Annotated in this window: 14 protein-coding genes; 10 read left to right on the plus strand and 4 right to left on the minus strand. The window is 71.8% G+C overall.

Going from position 1 to position 18,833, the window contains the following annotated elements; translation table 11 throughout:
• Window positions 1-143: 143 nt before the first annotated feature.
• Genes ACFY01_RS37925 through ACFY01_RS37940 form a run of 4 tightly spaced genes read left to right on the plus strand, consistent with a single transcriptional unit; the run spans window position 144 to window position 5,285 of the window.
• Window positions 144-905, plus strand: coding sequence for a redox-sensing transcriptional repressor Rex (locus ACFY01_RS37925; RefSeq protein WP_390740330.1), 762 nt, complete (start codon window positions 144-146; stop codon window positions 903-905).
• Window positions 902-2,626, plus strand: a complete 1,725-nt coding sequence (locus ACFY01_RS37930) for a glutamyl-tRNA reductase (RefSeq protein WP_390740331.1) — start codon at window positions 902-904, stop codon at window positions 2,624-2,626. Before ACFY01_RS37925 ends, ACFY01_RS37930 begins: the two co-directional genes overlap by 4 nt.
• Window positions 2,623-3,582 carry a hydroxymethylbilane synthase gene (gene hemC / locus ACFY01_RS37935; protein ID WP_390740332.1) on the plus strand — a complete coding sequence of 320 codons (960 nt, stop codon included), beginning with the start codon at window positions 2,623-2,625 and terminating at the stop codon, window positions 3,580-3,582. Before ACFY01_RS37930 ends, hemC begins: the two co-directional genes overlap by 4 nt.
• Window positions 3,579-5,285: a uroporphyrinogen-III synthase gene (locus ACFY01_RS37940; protein ID WP_390740333.1), complete on the plus strand. Its 1,707-nt coding sequence runs from the start codon at window positions 3,579-3,581 to the stop codon at window positions 5,283-5,285. Before hemC ends, ACFY01_RS37940 begins: the two co-directional genes overlap by 4 nt.
• Window positions 5,286-5,367: 82 nt before the next feature.
• Here the strand turns inward: ACFY01_RS37940 and ACFY01_RS37945 are convergent, their stop codons facing one another.
• Window positions 5,368-5,601: a hypothetical protein gene (locus tag ACFY01_RS37945; protein ID WP_390740334.1), complete on the minus strand. Its 234-nt coding sequence runs from the start codon at window positions 5,599-5,601 to the stop codon at window positions 5,368-5,370.
• A 211-nt stretch (window positions 5,602-5,812) separates the two neighbouring features.
• Between ACFY01_RS37945 and hemB the strand changes: the two genes are divergently transcribed.
• The 3 genes from hemB (at window position 5,813) to ACFY01_RS37960 (ending at window position 9,001) form a co-directional block, all read left to right on the plus strand.
• Window positions 5,813-6,805, plus strand: coding sequence for a porphobilinogen synthase (gene hemB / locus ACFY01_RS37950; RefSeq protein WP_390740335.1), 993 nt, complete (start codon window positions 5,813-5,815; stop codon window positions 6,803-6,805).
• Between the two features lie 127 nt (window positions 6,806-6,932).
• A complete protein-coding gene (locus tag ACFY01_RS37955) occupies window positions 6,933-8,141 on the plus strand; it encodes a PLP-dependent aminotransferase family protein (protein WP_390740336.1) in 1,209 nt (402 codons plus the stop codon).
• A gap of 35 nt (window positions 8,142-8,176) precedes the next feature.
• A complete protein-coding gene (locus ACFY01_RS37960) occupies window positions 8,177-9,001 on the plus strand; it encodes an arylamine N-acetyltransferase (RefSeq protein WP_390740337.1) in 825 nt (274 codons plus the stop codon).
• A gap of 16 nt (window positions 9,002-9,017) precedes the next feature.
• Here the strand turns inward: ACFY01_RS37960 and ACFY01_RS37965 are convergent, their stop codons facing one another.
• Window positions 9,018-9,863: a DUF4253 domain-containing protein gene (locus ACFY01_RS37965; RefSeq protein ID WP_390740338.1), complete on the minus strand. Its 846-nt coding sequence runs from the start codon at window positions 9,861-9,863 to the stop codon at window positions 9,018-9,020.
• 249 nt (window positions 9,864-10,112) lie between these two features.
• On the opposite strand from ACFY01_RS37965, the gene ACFY01_RS37970 reads away from it, so the two are divergent.
• Complete coding sequence (locus ACFY01_RS37970; RefSeq protein WP_390740339.1) at window positions 10,113-12,029, plus strand: P-loop ATPase, Sll1717 family; 1,917 nt, start codon at window positions 10,113-10,115, stop codon at window positions 12,027-12,029.
• 56 nt (window positions 12,030-12,085) lie between these two features.
• Window positions 12,086-13,810 carry a protein kinase gene (locus tag ACFY01_RS37975; RefSeq protein ID WP_390740340.1) on the plus strand — a complete coding sequence of 575 codons (1,725 nt, stop codon included), beginning with the start codon at window positions 12,086-12,088 and terminating at the stop codon, window positions 13,808-13,810.
• On the opposite strand, the gene argS is transcribed toward ACFY01_RS37975, so the two are convergent.
• Complete coding sequence (gene argS, locus ACFY01_RS37980; RefSeq protein ID WP_390740341.1) at window positions 13,811-15,580, minus strand: arginine--tRNA ligase; 1,770 nt, start codon at window positions 15,578-15,580, stop codon at window positions 13,811-13,813.
• A gap of 128 nt (window positions 15,581-15,708) precedes the next feature.
• Between argS and lysS the strand changes: the two genes are divergently transcribed.
• Complete coding sequence (gene lysS, locus ACFY01_RS37985) at window positions 15,709-17,454, plus strand: lysine--tRNA ligase (RefSeq protein ID WP_390740342.1); 1,746 nt, start codon at window positions 15,709-15,711, stop codon at window positions 17,452-17,454.
• 83 nt (window positions 17,455-17,537) lie between these two features.
• On the opposite strand, the gene ACFY01_RS37990 is transcribed toward lysS, so the two are convergent.
• Window positions 17,538-18,797 carry a DUF2637 domain-containing protein gene (locus tag ACFY01_RS37990; protein WP_390740343.1) on the minus strand — a complete coding sequence of 420 codons (1,260 nt, stop codon included), beginning with the start codon at window positions 18,795-18,797 and terminating at the stop codon, window positions 17,538-17,540.
• Window positions 18,798-18,833 lie beyond the last annotated feature (36 nt).

Consider the following 18,833-nt stretch of genomic DNA (forward strand, 5'->3'; position numbering starts at 1 on the left):
CGAGGCGCGTGAGCCCGGTCACGTTGGGCGGGCAAATCGGACACCATCTTTGTGCACGCGTTCACAAAGACATAGCCTGCATTCGACGGGGCGGTCCGGGAACGTGTGACCGCCCGCAGCCCCGCTCTACCCGCAGGAGCACCGTGGCAACTGGCCGAACTCACCGACCGGCGACCCGCAGCCGAGGGATTCCCGAGGCCACCGTCGCCAGGCTTCCGCTGTACCTCCGAGCCCTGACCGCACTGTCGGAGCGCTCGGTACCCACGGTCTCCTCGGAGGAACTGGCCGCCGCCGCGGGAGTCAACTCCGCGAAGCTGCGCAAGGACTTCTCCTACCTGGGCTCCTACGGAACGCGCGGTGTCGGCTACGACGTCGAGTACCTCGTCTACCAGATCTCCCGCGAGCTCGGTCTGACCCAGGACTGGCCGGTCGTCATCGTCGGTATCGGCAACCTCGGCGCCGCCCTCGCCAACTACGGCGGGTTCGCCTCCCGTGGCTTCCGCGTCGCCGCGCTCATCGACGCCGACCCGGCGATGGCCGGCAAGCCCGTCGCGGGCATCCCCGTGCAGCACACCGACGACCTCGAGAAGATCATCGAGGACAACGGCGTCTCCATCGGCGTGATCGCCACCCCCGCGGGCGCCGCCCAGCAGGTCTGCGACCGCCTGGTCGCCGCCGGCGTCACCTCCATCCTGAACTTCGCGCCGACCGTCCTGTCCGTCCCCGACGGCGTCGACGTGCGCAAGGTCGACCTCTCCATCGAGCTCCAGATCCTCGCCTTCCACGAGCAGCGCAAGGCCGGCGAGGAGACCGCCGCCGGTGACGGCGCGCTGCCCGCCGCCACCCGCGAGAAGTCCGCCGACCAGGGACCCGACGGGGACGTGCCCGCCGTGATGCCGGCATGAGTCTCCTCGTCGTGGGCCTGAGCCACCGCAGCGCCCCGGTCAGCGTCCTGGAACGCGCCGCGCTCACCGCGGACGCCCAGCTCAAGCTGGTGCAGGACACGGTCGCCGCAGAACCGGCCACCGAGGCCGCGGTGCTCGCCACCTGCAACCGCATCGAGCTGTACGCCGACGTGGACAAGTTCCACGCCGGTGTCGCCGAGCTGTCCACGCTGCTCGCCCGGCACAGCGGCGTCGGCCTGGAGGAGCTCACTCCTTATCTCTACGTCCACTACGAGGACCGGGCCGTCCACCACCTCTTCTCGGTGGCCTGCGGGCTGGACTCGATGGTCGTCGGCGAGGGCCAGATCCTCGGCCAGATCAAGGACTCCCTGGCCAGGGCGCAGGAGCTGCACACCGCCGGACGCCTGCTCAACGACCTGTTCCAGCAGGCCCTCAGGGTCGGCAAGCGTGCCCACTCCGAGACCGGCATCGACCGCGCCGGCCAGTCCCTGGTCACCTTCGGCCTGGAGCAGCTGGCCGCGGGCACGGACGTGCAGGCCTGGGCCAAGGGCAAGAAGGCCCTGGTCATCGGCGCCGGCTCGATGTCCTCCCTGGCCGCGGCCACGCTCGCGCGTGCCGGGGTCGCCGAGGTCGTCATCGCCAACCGCACCCAGGACCGCGCCGAGCGCCTGGCACAGATACTCGGCGAGGCCGCCGAGACCGACGTACGGGCCCGCGCGGTGTCGATGGACGCCGTCGCGCCGGAGCTGACACGTGCCGACATCGCCGTCTCCTGTACCGGCGCGACGGGCCTGGTCCTGACGGCCGCCGCCATCGCGGGCGCGGTCGAGGGCCGCACCGGCGAGCCCACGGCGGCGGCCGACGGTGACGGCGGTACGCCCGCCCGGACCGGTGTACGTCCCGCCCCGCTGCCGCCCACCAGCATCGGCACCGACGACGGCTGCCCCCTCGACCTGTCCGCCGTGCAGGGCGCCACCGGCTTCTCCGTGATGGGCGAGGCCGCCGTGGCCGGCATCGACGCGGCGACGCTGGAGCAGCACGGCGCCTGGGTGGACAACGGCACCGTCGACCGCCGGGACGCCGCCCGCCGCACCCCCGAGGCCGACGCCGAGCTGATCACCGCGCTCGCCGCGACCGCCGCCACCGTCGGCCGTATCCCCGAGCGTCGCCGGCCCGAGCCGGTGACCGGGACATCGCGCCCGGCCCCCGTCCTCTTCCTCCTCGACCTGGCCATGCCCCGCGACGTCGACGCGGCCGTGCACCGTCTGGCCGGGGTGCGGCTGGTCGACATCGAGTCGCTGGCCGAGGCCTCGGCCGACGCACCGATGGCCGCCGACGTCGACCAGGTCCGCCGGATCGTCTCCGACGAGGTCAACGCCTTCGGCGCCGCCCAGCGGGCCGCGCACATCACGCCGACCGTGGTCGCCCTGCGTACGATGGCCGCCGATGTCGTCGCCGGCGAGATCGCCCGGCTCGACGGGCGGCTGCCCGACCTGGACGACCGCCAGCGCGGCGAGATCCGCCAGGCCGTGCACCGCGTCGTCGACAAGCTGCTGCACGCGCCGACCGTCAGGGTCAAGCAGCTCGCGGCCGAGCCAGGCGGCGCCGGGTACGCGGACGCGCTGCGCACCCTGTTCGACCTCGACCCCGAGACGGTGGCCGCCGTCTCCCGGGCCGGGGACAGCACCGAGAACGAGGCCAGGAACCGAGGGCCAGCATGAGTACCAGGGCACTGAGGCTGGGGACCAGGCGGAGCAAGCTCGCCATGGCCCAGTCCGGGCAGGTGGCGGACGCCGTGCGCCGACTGACCGGACGGCCGGTCGAGCTCGTCGAGATCACCACGTACGGCGACGTCTCCCGCGAGCACCTCGCGCAGATCGGCGGCACCGGCGTCTTCGTCACCGCGCTGCGCGACGCGCTGCTCAGGGGCGAGGTCGACGTCGCGGTGCACTCGCTGAAGGACCTGCCCACCACGCAGCCCGAGGAACTGGCGCTGGCCGCCGTTCCCGTCCGCGAGGACCCGCGCGACGTGATCGTCGCCCGGGACGCACTGAAGTTCACCGACCTGCCCCGGGGCGCCCGGATCGGCACGGGTTCGCCGCGCCGCATGGCGCAGCTGAACGCGTACGCGCGCACCCACGGGCTGGACATCGAGACCGTCCCCATCCGCGGCAACGTGGACACGAGGATCGGATACGTCCATGACGGCGAACTCGACGCCGTCGTCCTCGCCGCCGCCGGCCTGAGCCGAATAGGCCGGATCGACGAGGTGACCGACTTCCTGTCGGTCGACACGGTTCTGCCGGCCCCCGGCCAGGGGGCACTGGCGATCGAGTGCGCCGCGCACGACGCGGAGCTGATCGCCGCTCTCGGCGGACTCGACGACCCGTTCACCCGGGTCGCAGTGACCGCCGAACGGTCACTGCTCGCCGCCCTGGAGGCCGGTTGCAGCGCACCTGTGGGCGCGCTGGCCGACCTGCTGGCCGACGGGCAGATTGTCAAGGAAATGCGCCTGCGCGGCGTCGCCGGTACGACCGACGGCACGCGCATGGTGCAGTTGTCCACCACCGGTCCCGTGCCCGAGACACACGGCCAGGCGATGGCGCTCGGTCGCGAACTCGCCGCCGAGATGCTTGCCCAGGGCGCGGCCGGTCTGATGGGGGAGCGAGCACATTGAGCCCCACCACCCTTCCCGCCGGCCTTGAACACGGGCACGTCACCTTCCTGGGTGCCGGACCCGGGGATCCGGGACTGCTGACTCTGCGCGCCGTCGAGGCGCTGGCGAGCGCGGACGTCCTGGTCGCCGAGCACGATGTGCTCGACGTGATCCGCGTACACGCCAGGCAAAACGTCTCCGTCCTACGTACGGACACGGATCCTTCCGGGGACCCGTATCCGGGCACAGGCACGCCCCAGCTGACGGTAGTTGACGGCACGTCAACAACCGCTGCCGTCCCGTCCTCGCGGGATGCCTCTCATCTTGTCATGGAGGCCGCGCGGGGCGGCAGGCGGGTCGTCCGTGCGGTGTCCGGGGACCCCGGACTCGACGCGTACGCCGCCGAGGAGATGCTCGCCTGCGCCGCCGCGGGGGTGCCCTTCGAGGTCGTCCCCGGCATCGCGACCGCCGTCGGCGTGCCCGCGTACGCCGGTGTGCCGCTGCGGGACGCGCAGGGCGCGGACGTCCGTTTCGTGGACGCCCGTACGGCATCCGACCGCTGCTGGACCGAGGTCGGCGCCTCCGACGGCACGGTCGTCGTCTCCACGACGCTGGACTCCGTGGCCGCCGCCGCGGGTGAACTGGTCGCCGCCGGCCGCAAGCCGGACACCCCGCTGACGGTCACCGTCGCCGGTACGACGACCCGCCAGCGCACCTGGACCGCCACGCTCGGCACGATCGCGCAGACGCTGAAGCAGGCCAAGGTGCTGCCCTCGCCCGAGGGCGGCCGGCCGGTGATAGCCGTGGTCGGTGAGCGTTCCGCCGCCGCCCAGCGGGACCAGCTGTCGTGGTTCGAGTCCAAGCCGCTGTTCGGCTGGCGGGTCCTCGTACCGCGCACCAAGGAGCAGGCGGTGTCGCTCTCCGACCAGCTGCGGTCCTACGGCGCCGTCCCGCACGAGGTCCCGACGATCGCCGTGGAACCGCCGCGCACGCCCCAGCAGATGGAGCGAGCGGTCAAGGGCCTGGTGACGGGCCGCTACGAGTGGATCGCGTTCACCTCGGTCAACGCGGTGAAGGCGGTCCGCGAGAAGTTCGAGGAGTACGGCCTCGATGCTCGGGCTTTCGCGGGCATCAAGGTGGCCGCGGTGGGCGAGCAGACGGCCAAGGCCCTGATCGCCTTCGGCGTGAAGCCGGACCTGGTCCCGAGCGGCGAGCAGTCGGCGGCCGGCCTCCTGGAGGACTGGCCCCCCTACGACCCGGTCTTCGACCCGATCGACCGCGTCTTCCTGCCCCGCGCCGACATCGCCACGGAGACCCTGGTCGCCGGCCTGATCGAGCTCGGCTGGGAGGTCGACGACGTCACGGCCTACCGCACGGTCCGCGCCTCGCCGCCCCCGGCGGAGACCCGCGAGGCGATCAAGGGCGGCGGCTTCGACGCGGTCCTCTTCACGTCCTCGTCCACGGTCCGGAACCTGGTCGGCATCGCCGGCAAGCCGCACAACGTCACGGTGATCGCCTGCATCGGCCCGGCCACCGCCAAGACGGCCGAGGAACACGGCCTGCGCGTCGACGTGATGGCCCCCGAGCCGTCCGTGCTGAAGCTGGCGGAGGCCCTGGCGGACTTCGGCACCAAACGCCGGGCTGCCGCGCTGGCAGCGGGGGACCCGGTGACTCGGCCGAGCGAGCGGCGTCCTGGGGCGCGGAGGCGTCGGTCGACTACGTGACGCCGTGAGCGTGAGCGGGTGGCGGGACGTGCCGAGGGGCACGTCCCGCCATCGCGCGTTTCGCGTGGGGTGTTGGGGCGCGTCAGCGCCCGGAGGCGTACGGCAGAAAGTACGAGAATCCGTTCCACTCCTCCAGGGCCCGCGGCTCCTCGGGGCGGAGGTGCCCGCCACCGCCGTGCAGCGGCCGGTGCCGGCGGTGGACGTCGAGCGGGGGGCGGCGCCGCTTGTTGTACGCGGCGAGACGGGCGTCCTCGCCCAGGCTCGGGATCGCGCGGGACGGCTGGTTCGGCGGTCCCGGTCGGGAGTGCTTGCCCATGGGTCCGATGGTCTCAGGCCGCGACCGTGGTCGGGCGGGCCGCCGCGAGATCCGCTGCGTGGGTGCGGAGCTCGTCCACTGCGGCGGAGTCGGGTGGTTCCAGGGACGGCCAGGAGCGCGCAAGAACTTCGTATCGGGGTTCCGCTACGCCCTTCTTGGGCCGACAGCGCGTCGGCAAAGGCGGGGGCCGGGCGGGCGTAGCGTAGGGGGCATGACGAAGTACGGATCCTTCCCCGGTACGCGTCCCCGGCGGCTGCGGACGTCGCCCGTCATGCGGCGGATGGTCGCCGAGACGCGGCTGCACCCCGCCGACTTCATCCTCCCGGCGTTCGTCCGGGAAGGCGTGAGCGAGCCCGTGCCGATCGCCGCCATGCCCGGTGTCGTACAGCACACCCGCGACAGCCTGAAGAAGGCCGCGCTGGAGGCGGTCGAGGCCGGCGTTTCCGGGATCATGCTGTTCGGGGTGCCGGAGGAGTCGAAGAAGGACGCCCTCGGAACCCCGGGCACCGACCCCGACGGCATCCTCCAGGTCGCGATCCGTGATGTGCGCGCCGAGGTCGGGGACGACCTGCTCGTCATGTCCGACCTGTGTCTCGACGAGACGACCGACCACGGCCACTGCGGGGTGCTGGACGCCGAGGGCCGCGTCGACAACGACGCGACGCTGGAGCGGTACGCCGAGATGGCCCAGGTGCAGGCCGACGCGGGCGCCCATGTCGTAGGGCCCAGCGGCATGATGGACGGCCAGATCGGCGTCGTCCGCGACGCGCTCGACCAGATCGGCCGGGAGGACGTCGCGATCCTCGCCTACACCGCCAAGTACTCCTCCGCCTTCTACGGGCCCTTCCGCGAGGCCGTCGCCTCCTCCCTCCAGGGCGACCGCAAGACCTACCAGCAGGACCCCGCCAACTGGCGCGAGTCCCTGCGGGAGCTGGAGCTGGACCTGGAGGAGGGCGCCGACATGGTGATGGTCAAGCCCGCCGGCCCCTACCTCGACGTCCTGGCCCGTGTCGCGGACGCCGTGGACGTGCCCGTCGCCGCCTACCAGATCTCCGGCGAGTACTCGATGATCGAGGCCGCCGCCGAGAAGGGCTGGCTCGACCGCGACCGGGCGATCCTGGAGACGCTGACCGGCATCAAGCGGGCCGGCGCGCGCAACATCCTCACCTACTGGGCGACCGAGGCCGCGCGGAAGCTGCGCTGAGCACCGGCCGGCGGTGACCGGGCCCGAACGGGCCGCCGCGTCCGCATCCCGGAAACCTGCTTGTAGAGGGCACGTACATCTTTAGGCTGCGGGCACGAGAAGTCACCGCAGCCCAAGGAGCCGTGCCATGACGGTCGTCGAGCCCGCGCCCACCTCCGCCCCCGTGCCGCCGCTCGCGGCGCGGGCCCGCTCGGTCGGCGGCTCTCCCGTACGGGACATCCTCGCCGTCACCGCCCGCCCCGAGGTCATCAACTTCGCGGGCGGGCTGCCGGCACCGGAGCTGTTCGACACGGCGGGGATAGCGGAGGCGTACCGCGCGGTGCTCACCGAACTGCCCGCCCGCGCCCTGCAGTACTCCACCACGGAGGGCGAGCCCGCCCTGCGGACCGCGCTCGCCGACCGTACGACCGTGCGCGGCCTGCCCACGGACCCCGACGACATCCTCGTCACCACCGGCTCCCAGCAGGCGCTGTCCCTGCTCGCCACCGCCCTCCTCGAACCCGGCGACACCGTCCTCGTCGAGGACCCCTGCTACCTCGCGGCACTCCAGGCCTTCCGCTTCGCGGGCGCGCGGATCCTGCCCGTCCCGTCCGACGCCCACGGTGTCGACCCCGAGGCCCTGGCGCAGCTGGTGGCACGCGAACGCCCCAAACTGCTCTACACCGTCCCCACCTTCCAGAACCCCACCGGCCGCACCATGCCGGCCGTACGCCGCGCGGCGGTCGCCGCCGTCGCCGCACGGCACGGCCTGTGGATCGTCGAGGACGACCCCTACGGCGAGCTCCGCTTCGAGGGCGAGCGCGTGCCGTGGATCGCCACGTACCCCGGCGGCCAGGACCGCACCGTCCTGCTCGGCAGCTTCTCCAAGGTCATGGCGCCCGGCCTGCGCCTCGGCTGGCTGCGCGCCCCCGCCGAGCTGCGCCGGGCCTGCGCGGTCGCCAAGCAGGCGGCCGACCTGCACACGCCGACGGTCAACCAGCTCGCCGCGGCCCGCTACCTGGCCGACAACGACCTGGACGCCCACGTCACCCGGGTCGCCGCCGCGTACCGCGACCGTCGCGACGCCATGCTCGCGGGCCTGCCGGGCGCGCTCCCCGCCGGCTCCACCTGGAACCGCCCCGAGGGCGGCATGTTCCTCTGGGCCCGCCTCCCGGAGCCGTACGACACCACGGCCCTGCTCCCCGACGTCGTACGGCACGACGTGGCCTACGTCCCCGGCGCCCCCTTCCACACCGCCGAACCCGACCGCTCGACCCTCCGCCTCTGCTTCGTGACCCAGACACCGGAGGAGATCACGGAGGGGCTGCGCAGGCTGGCGAAGGGATTGCGGATCTAGAACGGGCCCATCCAGAACGGGCCTACTGTGAGGGCATGGCCGACACAGTGGGATTCGAACTCGACTCGTACCTCCGGCGGATCGGCTGGGAGGGGAAACGGCGGGCCGACGTGGAGACGCTGCGCGGGGTGCATCTCGCGCACATGCGGGGCATCCCGTTCGAGAACCTGGACGCGTTGCGCCGTACGGCGCCCTCCCTGGAGCCCGCCGATCTCGTGGCGAAGCTGCTGCACAGCCGGCGCGGCGGGTACTGCTACGAGCACAACACCCTCCTCGCGCTCGCCCTGGAGGCGCTGGGCTACCGGGTGACCCGGCTGACGGCACGCGTCGTCGTGGGCGCCGACGACATCGTGAGCCGCCCGCGCACCCACATGGCCCTGCTGGTCGAGGTGCCCGGCGACCCGCAGCCGTACCTGGCGGACGTCGGCTTCGGGGCGATCGGGGCGCTGCTGGAGCCCGTGCCGCTGACCACGGGCGTCGAGTTCCACGACGCGGGGCGCCGCCACCGCCTCGTCCACGTGCCGCACGACGGCCCGCTGGAGATGTGGCTGCTGCAGGCCTACGGGGGAGGGGCCTGGGCCGGGCAGTACGCCTTCACCCTCGAGCCCTTCGAGAAGCCCGACTTCGACGTCATCAACTGGCACATCGGCACCAACCCGCGCTCCCCCTTCACCCAGCGCCTCTACGTGCAGCGCGTCACCGCCGACAGCCATCTGCTCCTGGCCGGCCGTCTCCTGACCGAGACTCGGGCCGACGGCACGGTCACGGAGAAGGAGGTGACGGACGAGGCCGAGGCGCGCCGGCTGCTCGACGAGGAGTTCGGCATCATCGCCCCGGAGGGGATGACCCTCCTCGGGTGAGGCCGGCCGGGCCGGGTCAGTCCCACCAGAAGTACCAGACGGAGTCGCCGACCAGCTCCTTGGCGTAGGCGCCCACCGAGCCCACCCCGCTCTGCGTCACGTTGTCCGGGCAGAACGCGAAGTGCTCCGCGGCCAGTGCCTCCGCGTCGACGAGGGTGGTGGGCGGGGCGGCCACGGAGACGGCCAGGGTGTCGAAGCCGAGGCCGACGACACGTATGCCGAAGCGGTCCTCCCAGGAACGGAGGACCGCGCAGAGACGTGCCACGTCGTTGTCGTGGTTCACCGGCCCGGACCAGCCGATCGCGGCGGGAATGTCGGCGGACCGCCGGGCCGGTACGAGGGCGAGCCGCGGATCCTTGAACCAGGCGTCGGAGCCGTCGGTCAGCGTGTCGGCGAGCCGGGCGGCGCAGGTGCCGGGGTCGACGGTCAGCGAACCCGCGGGCGCCAGGCCGGGCCAGACGGGCCCGAACGGCGACTGCAGCTCGCCGAGTTCCTCGTCGGGCCCGTACTCCTCGTCGTCCTCCGCCCCGTCGCCCTCCCAGTACTCCGCGAGCACCTCCTCGGCGTCGTGGTCCCCGGGGTACGAGGCGTACTCAGGGCTCAGCTGCCAGCGCTCCGGCCCGCCCTGGGAGCCGAGGTCCGTCTCGACGAGCACGGGCAGCAGTCCCGCCCGGCCGGCGGGCACACCGAGCGCCGCCCAGGTGCCGGGCCCCGCCTGCTTGTCGGCGTGCCACAGCAGGGGCTCCGGCCACGGCCCGTCGATCGTCGCGTCGATGAGCCTGCCGGGCGGGAGTTGGAGGCCCAGGGAACGCCCGCTCGGGTCGGACGCCAGCTTGGGCAGAGGGTTGGGAAGAGTCGCCATGCCGGTGACTGTAGGGGCAGCCACTGACAGAGGCCGGTCACCTCGTGGCGGGGAACGCCCCCCCTCTCTTCCGCGAGAGGCTCCTCCGTCGCGAGTGCCGGCCCGGGCCCGCCGCCGGGGCCGCGCACGACCGGTCCGCGCACGGACCGTGCGGTACGCCTGAGCGGGACCCGGCCTTGCCGATACGGTGTCGACCAGCGGGATCCGTGCTGCGGATCCCGGCTTCCGGGCGACATCTGGGGGGACGGGATGGCCGACGGGCCGCTTCTCGCGCACCTGCACTTCGGGCGCGAGGACGCCGAGCGGGATGTGACCGACGGGCTGCTGTTACGCGGCGGGTTCCTGCCCAACGCCGCGTACCGCGCCGCGGTGGCCGGACGGAAGATGCTGATCATCGGCCGCAAGGGCGCCGGCAAGAGCGCCATCTGCATGCAGTTGACGGCGGACGGCGGCGACCACGCCGGGAAGGTTCTGATCACCCCGGACGAGACCGCGGGCGAGGAGATCCGGCGGTTCGAGCTGCAGGGGCTGCCGGGTGACTCGGCGCGGGCGTTGATCTGGCGGTACCTGTTCGCCGTGCACGCGGCCCGCCACCTGGTGGCGCACGCCAAGGACGCGCACGGCCGCAGGCCCGACTCGGTGAAGGCGCTCGCCAGGTTCCTGAAGCAGAACGGTGAGCTGTCGGGCGACCGGCTGGGGGACCGCCTGGCGCGGAACGCCAGGGGGCTGCAGACCTCACTGTCCCTGGAGGCGTTCGGCGTCAAGGCGGGGCTGGACCTCACGCAGGCGCCGTCGGAAGGTGCCCGGGCCACACGTCAGTTGGACGTCGTCGAGCAGGGTGTGGCGAAGGCCTTCACCGAACTCGGCTGCGCCGGCGGGCACTCGCCCGTGCTCCTCATGGTGGACCAGCTGGAGTTGGTGTGGTCGGCCGAGCCCGACAGCAACTCGATGGTGATCGGGCTGCTGTTGGCGGCCAAACACGCCGCGAGCCTGTACGGGCGGTCCGTGCGGATCCTGTTGTTCCTGCGGGCCGACATCTACGACTCGCTGTCGTTCGGCGAGGGCGACAAGTTCCACGGGGACGAGCTGCGGATCGTCTGGACCGAGTCCGCGCTGCGGGATCTGGCCCTGGCACGGGCGCGGGCCTCCGTCGGTCCGGGCCTGACCGCCGAGCAGCTGTGGCGGGAGATCTTCCCGTCGACCGTGGAGAACGAGGAGACACCGGCCTACCTCTTCCGCCGCTGTCTGCCCCGGCCCCGCGACGCCATCCAGTTCCTGAACCTCTGCCAGGAGACCGCCTGGCTGATCCATGGCCGGGACCGGATCACGGAGGCGGACGTCCTTCAGGCGGCCCGGCAGTTCTCCGCGTGGAAGCTCAAGGACCTCTCCCTGGAGTACCTGGTCGCCCACCCGTTCCTCAAGCACCTGTTCCCGCTCTTCCAGAACGACGGGTACGTCGTCTCCCGCGCTGCTCTGCGAGGCCGTTTCGAGGCGGCGGCCGAGTCCCTGCACGGGCTGTTCCCGGCGTATGCCGACGCGCTGACGCTCTTCGGTGTCATCGACGTCCTGTACGGGGTCGGCTTCCTGGGAGTTCGGCGCGGCAACGACGTGGTGTTCGCCGGGGAGGACGATCTTCCGGTGCAGCCGCACGAGACGGAGTTCCACGTCCATCCGTGCTTCCGGGCGGCGCTGGGTGCCACCAGGGCGGTTCCCCTGCGACGGTACGAGCCGATCGTGGCCGGCGACCGCCTGGTGCAGGGCGGAGTCGTCTTCGGAACCGTGTCGACGGGCAACAGCTTCCAGAACCGGGACGACCGGCTGCTGCAGGAGGTCGGCCGCTCCTGCCATTCCGTCCTCGCCCAGGTGGGACGGGCCGTGGCGCTCACGCAGGACGCCCGGGACGAGATCACACGGGAGATCAACCGGGTCCTGGGCAACGCCAACGCCGTCCCCTCGGGCGGTGTGCCGCCCGTCGACCCTGAGGGCCGGCTCTTCTCCACGGCCCACTACTTCACGTCTCTTGCCGCGCAGCTGAACGCCAGCGGCCTCGCCAACGGCGCGGACGGCACGGCAGGCGTCGCCCGCCGCCTGGAGGACGAGGCGCGCCGGCTGCGCCGGCTGGCGGGCGGGTCGTACGGGAGCTCGGGCGACTCGGCGGGTTACTGAAGCGGTGATATTCGTACGGACATCCCGGGATGGACCGGGGGCGGGGGAGGTGGCCGGTGGAGGGCAGAGTGCTGGCTGAGCGGTTCCGGATCGGGGAACTGCTCGGCGCGGGTGCCTTCGGCGAGGTCTGGGTCGCGCAGGACGAGCGGATGCGGCGCGACGTGGCGGTCAAGTTCGTCTACACGGTCCCGACGCGGGAGGCCGCGACGCAGGCCAGGTTCCAGCGCGAGGTCCAGCTGGCGGGGCGGCTGTCCCACCGGAACATCGTGACCGTCCACGACTGGGGCGAGGCGCAACTCGGCGGACGTCAGGCCTTCTTCCTCGTGATGGAACTCGTGCGGGGCGTCACGATGGCCAGGAGGCTCAACGAGGGGATCCCGCCCTGGCCGCTCGCCGTGGGCTGGGCCGCGCAGATCGCCGAGGCCCTGGACGACGCGCACAGCCGGGGCGTGATCCACCGGGACATCAAGCCGGCCAACGTGCTGCTCACCCCCGAGGGGACCGCGAAGGTCCTCGACTTCGGTATCGCCAAGTTCATGGGCGACACCCTGAGCGTCCACGACCTCACCGCCACCGGAGCCCAGCTCGGCACCCCGGAGTACATGTCCCCCGAACAGGTCGAGGGCGTCCGGGAGATCGACCACCGCACCGACCTCTACTCCCTGGGCTGCTTGCTGTACCACGCGGTGACCGGTCGTCCGCCCTTCGTCGCCGGCAACCAATGGGCCGTCACCCGTATGCAGATGGACGACCTCCCGGCCCCGCCGCGCACCCTGGCCGAGGGTCTCCCCGAGCCCTTGAACGACCTGATCCTGAGCCTGCTCGCCAAACGTCCCGAGGACCGCCCGGCCGACGCCGCCGCCGTCCACGACGCCCTGAGCACGCTCCTGTTGGAGGAGTCCGTGGCGCTCTCCGGCGGCACCGTCCTGGAGACCGCCCAGCTCTCGCGCGCCGACTCCCTCGCCGGGCGGATCCTGGGCAAGGCCTGGGAGCTGCGACAGCGGACGGAGGCGCAGAACGCGGCCCGGCGGGCGGAAGCGGAGGCGGAGGCCGCGAAAATGCTCCGCAGGGCCCGTGCGGAAGCCGAGCGGTTGCTGGACGAGGCGGCCACGGAGATCGAGACGCGGTTCGCCGAAGTCGACCGCCTTGCCCAGGGCACCCTCGACAAGGCGGCCGAGAAGGCCGCGGCCATCACCAGGGCAGCCGCCGACGAGGCCGAGCGGGTGCGCAAGGAGGCGGCGGCCGAGGCCGGCCGGCTGCGCGCCGACGCGGTCGCCGAGGCGTTGACCGCCCGGTCGGCACCGGCCCTTGGGAGAGCGGCGAGCACGCGGCCTGGGCCGAGCATCGCCGACTTCACGGTGCCGGACTTCGTGCGGCCCGAGTTCCCCGGCTTCGAGCTCGCCCGGCGGGGCTACCACCGCGATCAAGTGGACGAGCGCCTCGCCAAGCTCGTGTCCGATCGGGACAGCGCCCTTGCCCGCGTGGCCGAGCTGGAACGGCACGTGGTGCAGAAAGCCGGCGGCGCGTGGCTGGGCGCGTCGGCCCAGGGCCTCATCGCCGACGCATACCGCCGGGCCGAGCGCCAGTTGTTCGCACGCCAGATCCGGGGCGCCCCCCGTCCGGAGAGTTTCGAACTCGTAAGCCGGGGCTACGACTGCGCGCAGGTCGACCAACGTGTCGCCGCACTGGTGACTGAACGACATCTGGCCCGCGTCAGCATCGGCGCGCTCGAAGACCTCATCAAGGAAAAGGACTTGGACGAGCAGCGCCGACGCGGATGATCAGAGCCGCTCAGGCGTCCTGATCCCCAGCAGCCCCATGCCCCGGTGCAGCGTGCGGGCCGTCACGTCGACCAGGAACAGGCGGTTCTCCACCTGCTCCGGCGTCTCCGCCTTCAGGACCGGGCACTGGTCGTAGAACGACGTGAGCAGCGTCGCCAGCTGGTACAGGTACGCGGCCAGCTTGTGCGGCTCGTACGACGCCGCGACCTCCAGCACCGTCTCGGCGAACTGGTCCAGGTGCAGACCGAGGGCCCGCTCGGCCGGGGCCAGCGCCAGCTCCGGGTGGGCCGCCGGGCGCGCCTCGCCCGCCTTGCGGAGGATCGACTGGATACGGGCGTACGCGTACTGGAGGTACACGGACGTGTCGCCGTTCAGCGAGACCATCTGGTCCAGGTCGAACTTGTAGTCCCGTACCGCCGAGGTGGACAGGTCCGCGTACTTCACGGCGCCGATGCCCACGTACCGGCCGTTCTCGGTGATCTCCTGCTCGGTCAGGCCCACCTTCTCGGCCTTCTCCCGGACCACCGCCGTGGCCCGGTCGACGGCCTCGTCGAGGAGGTCCTGGAGCTTGACCGTCTCGCCCGCACGCGTCTTGAACGGCTTGCCGTCCTTGCCGAGGACCGTGCCGAAGGCCAGCTGGTGCGCCGTGACGTCCTCGCCCAGCCAGCCCGCCCGGCGCGCGGTCTCGAAGACCATCTTGAAGTGCAGGGACTGCCGTGCGTCCACCACGTACAGCAGCGTGTCCGCCTTCAGGTTGAAGACGCGGTCGCGGATCGCGGAGAGGTCGGTGGCCGCGTAGCCGTAGCCGCCGTCGGACTTCTGCACGATCAGCGGGACCGGGTTGCCGTCCGGGCCCTTGATGTCCTCGAAGAAGACGCAGAGGGCGCCCTCGGAGCGGACGGCGACGCCGGACTCCTCCAGGAGGCGGCAGGTCTCGGCGAGCATGTCGTTGTACCCGGACTCGCCGACGATGTCGGGGTCCCGGATCTCCATGTCCAGCTTCTCGAAGACGGAGAAGAAGTAGATCTTCGACTCGTCCACGAACTTCTGCCACATGGCGAGGGTGTGCGGCTCGCCGGCCTGGAGGTCCACGACCCGGCGGCGGGCCCGCGTCTTGAACTCCTCGTCCGAGTCGAACAGCTTCCGCGCCGCCTTGTACAGGCGGTCGAGGTTGGACATCGCCTCGTCACCGCTGACCTGGTCCTGCTTGTGGTCCAGCTCGTGCGGGTGCTCGTCCAGGTACTGGATGAGCATGCCGAACTGGGTGCCCCAGTCGCCGATGTGGTGGCGGCGGACCACGCTCTCGCCGGTGAACTCCAGGAGCTGGACCACCGCGTCGCCGATCACCGCCGACCGCAGGTGCCCGACGTGCATCTCCTTCGCCACGTTCGGCTGGGCGTAGTCGATGACCGTGGTGCCCGGGTTCGCGGCGTGCGGCACGCCGAGGCGGCCGGACTCGTCGGCGTACCGCGCTGCCAGGTTCTCCGTGATCGCCTTGTCGGCGATCGTGATGTTCAGGAAGCCGGGCCCGGAGACCTCGATGTCCTTGATCACGTCACCGGACTCCACCCGCGCCACGACCTGCGTCGCCAGCTCCCGCGGGTTCGCCTTCGCCTTCTTGGCGAGCGCCAGGATCCCGTTGGCCTGGAAGTCGGCCCGGTCGCTTCGTCGCAGCAGCGGGTCCGCGCCGGCGGCCTCCGGCAGGGTGGCCGAGAGGGCGGACGCGAGCTGCTGCTGGACGGAGTCGCTGAGGGACGTGACCGAGGCCATAGGAATGGGTGCCGTTCTCCTCGTGGGAATGGATAGACCCAGCCAGTATCCCACGGTGGGTAAAGCCGTTTTCCCGGGCGCGAGCGGGTCTGTGAGAATGGGGTGTCACCCCGTTCAGAAAGAAGGACGTGCCGATCGTGGCTCAGAGCACCGAGACCACCGACTGGGTCTCCCGTTTCGCGGATGAGGTCATCGAGGAGTCGGAGCGTCGAGCCCCCGGCAAACGGGTTGTCGTCGCGTCCGGGCTCTCCCCCTCGGGTCCGATCCACCTCGGCAACCTCCGCGAGGTCATGACCCCGCACCTGGTCGCCGACGAGATCCGCCGCCGCGGGTACCAGGTCCGGCACCTGATCTCCTGGGACGACTACGACCGCTACCGCAAGGTGCCCAAGGGCATCCCCGGGGTCGACGAGGAGGCCTACCAGCAGCACATCGGCAAGCCGCTGACCGCCGTCCCCGCCCCCGAGGGCTCCGCGTACCCGAACTGGGCCGAGCACTTCAAGGCGGCCATGACCGAGTCGCTGGCCGAGCTGGGCGTCGAGTTCGACGGGATCAGCCAGACCGAGCAGTACACCTCCGGCGTGTACCGCGACCAGGTCCTGCACGCCATGAAGCACCGCGGCGACATCGACGCGATCCTCGCCCAGTACCGCACCAAGGCCAAGCCCGCCGCCAAGAAGCAGCAGCAGAAGCCCGTCGACGAGGCCGAGCTGGAGGCCGAGGAGGGTTCGGGCGCCGCGGCCGAGGACGACGGCAGCAGCTCCGCCGGGTACTTCCCGTACAAGCCGTACTGCGGCGGCTGCGGCAAGGACCTGACGACGGTCACCTCGTACGACGACGACACCACCGAGCTGTCGTACACCTGCAACGAGTGCGGCTTCACCGAGACCGTCCGGCTCAGCGAGTTCAACCGCGGCAAGCTGGTCTGGAAGGTCGACTGGCCGATGCGCTGGGCGTACGAGGGGGTCGTCTTCGAGCCCTCCGGCGTCGACCACTCCTCGCCGGGGTCCTCCTTCCAGGTCGGCGGGCAGATCGTCGGGATCTTCGGCGGCAAGCAGCCCATCGGCCCGATGTACGCCTTCGTCGGCATCAGCGGCATGGCGAAGATGTCCTCGTCGCGCGGTGGTGTGCCCACCCCGGCCGACGCGCTCCAGATCATGGAGCCGCAGCTGCTGCGCTGGCTGTACGCCCGGCGCCGGCCCAACCAGTCCTTCAAGATCGCCTTCGACCAGGAGATCCAGCGGCTGTACGACGAGTGGGACAAGCTCGCCGGCAAGGTGGCCGACGGCTCCGCCCTGCCGGGCGACGTCGCCGCGTACACCCGGGCCACGGGCACCGCCACCGGTGAGCTGCCCAGGACCCCGCGCCCGCTGCCCTACCGCACCCTCGCCTCCGTCGCCGACATCACCGCCGGCCACCAGGACCAGGCCCTGCGCATCCTGTCCGAGCTCGACCCGGCCAACCCGCTCAGCACCCTGGACGAGGCCCGGCCCCGCTACGACAAGGCCGAGGCCTGGATCAACACCCACGTCCCGGCCGACCAGCGCACCATCGTCCGCGACGAACCCGACGCCGAGCTGCTGAAGTCCCTCGACGAGCCCTCCCAGCAGTCGATCCGGCTGCTGCTCGACGGGCTCGCCGACCACTGGTCGCTCGACGGACTGACCCACCTCGTCTACGGCGTGCCCAAGGTGCAGGCCGGGTTCTCCGCCGACGCCACGCCCAAGGAGCTGCCGCCGGAGATCAAGACCGCCCAGCGGACGTTCTTCGCCCTGCTCTACCACCTGCTCGTCGGCCGCGACACCGGCCCGCGGCTGCCCACGCTGCTGCTCGCGGTGGGCCAGGAGCGGGTGCGGGCCCTGCTCGGGGAGTAAGGCCGTACGGCCAAGCGAAAGGCGCCCGGTGCTCTCCAGCACCGGGCGCCTTCCGCATGTTCCGCTCGGCGGATCCACCGGCTCTAGGCGATGTGGTCCTCTTCCAGCTCCGCGTTGTAGCGGTTCGTGAAGCGGTTGACCATGCGCTTGGCGTCATCCGGCGCGAGGCCGATGCTGAACTCGGCCTCGACGTTCTCGCCGAACTCACGCGGCGTCGGGTAGCTGCCGTTGATCGACTGCTTGAACACCTGGTAGTACGCGTCCTCGTCCGGCTCCGGAGACCCGCCGCCCTCCCCGAGCTCACGGGTGCGGCCGGGGCTCACCGGAATGGGAAAGCTGCCGGTCTCCTCCGCAGAGGGCTCCTCGTACTGGAGCTGCTGCAACTGCTGAAGCTGCTGCTGCTGGTACTGCTCGGCCTGCTGCTGCTCCGCGTACCACGTGGCGTACTGCTCCGCCGGGTCGTACGTGGGGTCGTAGCCGCCCTGGTACTCGACCTGCTGGGGAACGTTGAACCAGGGACTCTGGTCCTCCGCCGGCTCGGGCCGGTGCTGCTCCTCGGCAGGCGCCGTCTGCCGAGGTACGGCAGCGGGCGCGGGGGCGGGCGTGGGTGCCGGCGCCGCCTCGACGGCCCGCGGGGGTACGGAGACCTCCACCGCACGCGCCGCGGGCAGCACCGGCGGCTCGATGCCCGCCGCCGCCAGACCCTCCGGAGCCGTCTCCGCCAGCGGCACCCCGTACCGGGCGAGCCGCAGCGGCATGAGCGACTCCACCGGAGCCTTCCGCCGCCACGCCCGGCCGAACCGGGAACGCAGCCGCGCCTGGTAGACGAGACGTTCCTGCTCCAGCTTGATCACCTGGTCGTAGGAGCGCAGCTCCCACAGCTTCATACGACGCCACAGCAGGAAGGTCGGCACCGGGGAGAGCAGCCAGCGCGTCAGACGCACGCCCTCCATGTGCTTGTCGGCCGTGATGTCGGCGATCCGGCCGATCGCGTGCCGGGCCGCCTCGACCGCGACCACGAACAGCACCGGGATCACCGCGTGCATGCCCACACCCAGCGGGTCCGGCCAGGCCGCGGCACCGTTGAAGGCGATCGTCGCCGCCGTCAGCAGCCACGCCGTCTGACGCAGCAACGGGAAGGGGATCCGGATCCACGTCAGCAGCAGATCCAGGGCCAGCAGGACACAGATGCCCGCGTCGATGCCGATCGGGAAGACGTAGGAGAAATTCCCGAAGCCCTTCTTGATGGCCAACTCACGGACGGCCGCGTACGAACCGGCGAAGCCGATGCCGGCGATGATCACCGCGCCGGTCACGACCACACCGATGAGAATGCGGTGCATCCGAGTCAGCTGCAGTGGCGCGGCCACTCGTCACTC

This window comes from Streptomyces sp. NPDC001480, from assembly GCF_042894725.1.
Lineage (GTDB): Bacteria > Actinomycetota > Actinomycetes > Streptomycetales > Streptomycetaceae > Streptomyces.